Source organism: Streptomyces sp., assembly GCF_031178505.1.
GTDB lineage: Bacteria > Actinomycetota > Actinomycetes > Streptomycetales > Streptomycetaceae > Streptomyces > Streptomyces gulbargensis.
The window spans coordinates 1-3,924 of the sequence record NZ_JAPSIW010000670.1; the positions used below are offsets into that span (position 1 = coordinate 1).

The 3,924-nt window shown below is 74.4% G+C and carries 3 protein-coding genes; all 3 read left to right on the forward strand.

The window, feature by feature from the left end:
• Nucleotides 1-234 precede the first annotated feature (234 nt).
• Nucleotides 235-681: an SseB family protein gene (locus tag RIF68_RS30185; protein WP_309054451.1), complete on the forward strand. Its 447-nt coding sequence runs from the start codon at nucleotides 235-237 to the stop codon at nucleotides 679-681.
• On the forward strand, nucleotides 671-1,315 hold the full coding sequence (locus RIF68_RS30190) for a hypothetical protein (protein WP_309054452.1): 645 nt from the start codon (nucleotides 671-673) through the stop codon (nucleotides 1,313-1,315). The genes RIF68_RS30185 and RIF68_RS30190 overlap by 11 nt, the downstream gene beginning before the upstream one ends.
• A gap of 3 nt (nucleotides 1,316-1,318) precedes the next feature.
• On the forward strand, nucleotides 1,319-3,924 hold a 2,606-nt coding region (locus RIF68_RS30195; protein ID WP_309054453.1), incomplete at its 3' end, for a putative T7SS-secreted protein.

Below are 3,924 nucleotides of genomic sequence, written 5' to 3' on the forward strand. Positions count from 1 at the left end.
GAGCCCCGCGAGCACGACCTCGTCCTCGGCGACCAGCACCCGCATGACACCCTCCTCCTCACCGCACCCCGCCACCCGGCACGTACCGGCACCTCCGATTCGACCAGCCCACCCGATGGCACCCGCACCCGGGGCCCACCCGCGCGCAGATGACAAAGTGCGCCCGCGCGCTTTGCTCCCGAGAACGCCGCCGGGGGACGATCGCCGCCGCACAGGCAGGAGGGGGGCCGGCTCATGCGACTTTCCGACCTCACGACGGCGGCGGGGGAGCCGCCGGTCGAGGACCCGCCGTCCGGGGTGGACGGCCTTGCCGCCGCGCGCCGGAGGGCTGCGGTCCGACTGGGGACGTTCCGGCGCACGGCGGTGCTGGTGCCCACCGGGCCGCACGGAGGGCCGTGGATCGCCGGGCAGGGCGGGGTGCTGTGGATCTGCGCGTTCTCCGACGAGGAACGACTGGCGCGCTTCGCACAGGCACAGGGCGAGGCGCACCGGCCCTGGGAGTACCGGACGGTGCTGGGCGCGCGACTGCTCGACGTGTTCGTGCCGGCGGTGGGCGCGCCCGCGGGGGTGGCGCTGGACGCGGGCAGCCCCGGCGGGACGCTGTTCCCGCCCGTCGACGGGATCGTCCCCGCGGCGGCGGTCCTCGATCTCACGGGCCGGGAGGTGGACGGTGGCCGGTGACGACCCGGACCTCGCGGCGCCGGAGGGCGCCCTCGAACTGATCGCCCAGGGCATCGAGAAGGCCCACCGCGAGCTCGGTGACCTCACCATGGGCCAGCAGGCGGTCACCGGCCGCGGCTTCTCCGGACTGGCGCTGTCCGGCGTGCAGTTGGGTCATCAGGGGCTGGCGGACGAGTTCACGTCCTTCTGCGACCGGTGGGGCTGGGGCGTACGGGACCTGATGCAGCGGGCGAACGTCTTCGCCGCCGGTCTGGGCGTGTCCGCCGGGGCGTTCGCGGAGCAGGAGCGGTACCTGAAGGACACCTTCAAGATCGCGACGAACGCCGCCGTGGGCAATCCGCACCTGTCCGAGGACGAGGTCTCCCGGCAGAGCTGGGACGAGGTCGCCTCCCGGCGCGCCACGGACGGCGCCGACTACAGCGCCGAATCGTTCCGCCGGTCGCAGGACGAGGTCGAGCGGACCTGGCGGGACACGGGCTACGAGGTCCAGGACGGAATGCTCGACGCCCTGCGCAACTCCGGTGCTCTGCGCCCCGAGGAGACCGAGGCCCTGGACCGGGAGGCCCGGGAACAGTTCGAACCGTCCGAGGAGGCGGTCCGACGCGCACAGGAACCTGACTGGGGGGACCGCTGACCGATGCCGGACCTGGGGGAACTCTTCGACGGCGGCAAACGCCTGCTCGGCCGGGGGATCGACGCGAGCACGGACTTCATCGGCGGCGGACTCGACGCCGTCGGCGCCGAAGGCGTCGCGGACAAGGTGGAGGACGTGGGCGACCGGGCCGCGTCCGCCCTCGGCGCCGCCGTCGCCGAGGCGCGTCTCGGCGAGACCGAGGAGCCGAACGAGCTGGTCCACGGTGACACCGGTGCGATCGGCGCGACGGTGGCGAACCTGCGGGACTTCCAGTCCGCGTTCGGCGCTGTCGGCCGCGGCCTGAAGGCCGTGGAGGACACCGGCCGGTGGAAGGGGGAGGCGGCGCGGGCGTTCCAGGAACGGTTCCGGGCCGTCCCGACGCAGTGGCTGCACGCCGCCGACGCCTTCGGTGCCGCCGCCGCGGCCCTGGAGACGTACGCCACGACCGTCACCTGGGCACAGGGCAGGGCCCGCGAGGCGATCGCCCTGCACCGTCAGGGGAACGCCTCCACGGCTGCGGCGCGGGCCGCCCACGAGAAGGACGTCGCCGCGTACGAGAAGGACGTCGCCGCGTACGAGGCGGCCCTCACGGGACCCGATCCGCGCACCGGCCCGCCGCCGTCCCGCCCGGCCCCCGGGGCCGACCCGGGAGAAGCCCAGCGCGCCCGCGCCGAGGAGATGCTCGCCGACGCCCGGCGCCAGCGCGACGAGGCGGCGGAGACGGCGCGAGCGGCCGTCGCGGCCGCACTCGCCCACGCGCCGGCCGAACCCTCGCCGGGCGACCGCCTCAAGATCGACGCGGTCGACTTCGCCCTCGGCTCGCAGGTCGAGGCCGCCCACATCGCCGGCGGGGCGGTGAAGGGCGTCGCCGGCCTGGCGAATTTCGTCCGCTCCGTCCATCCGCTGGACGCCTACAACCTCACCCACCCCGCCGAGTACCACCAGAACGTCCACATGACCCTGGCCGGCCTCGTGCGGACGGCCGCCCACCCCGACCGGGCCCTGCAGGGCGCCTGGGAAGCGGCGAAGGACGACCCGAGCGAGTTCGCCGGCCGCATGCTGCCCGAGCTGGTCGGTACGAAGGGTCTGGGCGGGCTCAGAACCGCCGCCCGGATCCCCGACCTGGCGGACGGCGCAAAGCCCGGCCCGGCACGCGCCGAACACTCCCACGACCCGCACGACAAGAGCCGCGCTCACGCGGACCGGACGTGCGACGGCGACCCCGTCGACATGGCGACCGGGCGGATGGTCCTGCCCCAGACCGACATCGTCCTCCCCGGCACCCTCCCCCTCGTCCTCAGCCGCACCTTCGAGTCCTCCTACCGGGCCGGCCGCTGGTTCGGCCCGTCCTGGGCGAGCACCCTGGACCAGCGCCTGGAGATCGACGCGGAGGGCGTCGTCCTCCTCTGCGAGGACGCCGGCCTGCTCGCCTTCCCCCACCCGGCTCCCGGTGTTCCGGTGCTGCCCACCCACGGTGCCCGGCGCTGGACGCTCGACCGCGACGAGGACACGTACATCGTCACGGTCCCCGAGACCGGCCGCGTCCTGCGCTTCACCCCCCACGGCGACGACCTGGCGCTGCTCAGCCGGATCGACGACCGCAACGGCAACCGGATCACCTTCGCGTACGACGAGGCGGGCGCCCCGCTCTCGGTCGTCCACCACGGCGGATACCACCTGCGGCTGACCACGGACGGATCCCGCGTCACCGCCCTGCACCTGGGCGGGCGGGAGATCGTCCGCTACGGCTACACCGACGGTCACCTGACCTCGGTGACCAACTCCTCCGGCCGCCCGCTGCGCTTCGGCTACGACGACCAGGGCCGCATGACGTCATGGACGGACACCAACGGCAGCCCCTTCTCCTACGTCTACGACGAACGGCACCGCTGCGTCTCCCAGTCCGGCCGGGACGGCGTCATGGCGTTCGGGTTCACCTGGGGCGACGGGCTGAACACCGTCACGGACCCGCTCGGCCGCACCACCCGCTACGAGGTGGACGACCGGCACCGCATCCTCGCCGAGACCGACCCGACCGGTGCGACCACCCGCTTCGAACGGGACGCGCGGGGGCGCCTGCTGTCCCGCACCGACCCCTCGGGGGCGGTGACCCGGTTCGCGTACGACGAGGAAGGCCGGCTCGTCTCGGTGACCCGGCCGGACGGCCGCACCACGACGGCCGCGTACGACGCGCTCGGCCTCCCGGTCCGCGTGACCCGCCCGGACGGCACGACGGTCCGGCAGACCTACGACACCCGGGGAAACCGGACCTCCGTCACGGACGCCTCCGGTGCGCGGACGACGTTCACGTACGACGAGGCCGGGCGGCTCACCCGCGTCACCGACCCGCTCGGCCACACCACCCACCTGGTCCCGGACAGCTCCGGCCTCCCCGCCGCGATCACGGACCCGCTGGGCGCCACGACCCGCTTCGAGCGGGACGCCTTCGGCCGGGCGGTCACCACGACGGATCCTCTCGGGGCGGTCACCCGGCGGGAGTGGACGGTCGAGGGGCTCCTCGCGCGGCGCGTGGCGCCCGACGGGTCGGAGGAGACGTGGACGTACGACGGTGAAGGGAACTGCCTTACCCACACCGACCCGCTCGGCGC

Bases quoted from the DNA above. Each gene is read 5' to 3' on its own strand.
- RIF68_RS30185 (WP_309054451.1), top strand. From the start codon at position 235: ATGCGACTTTCCGACCTCACGACGGCGGCGGGGGAGCCGCCGGTCGAG.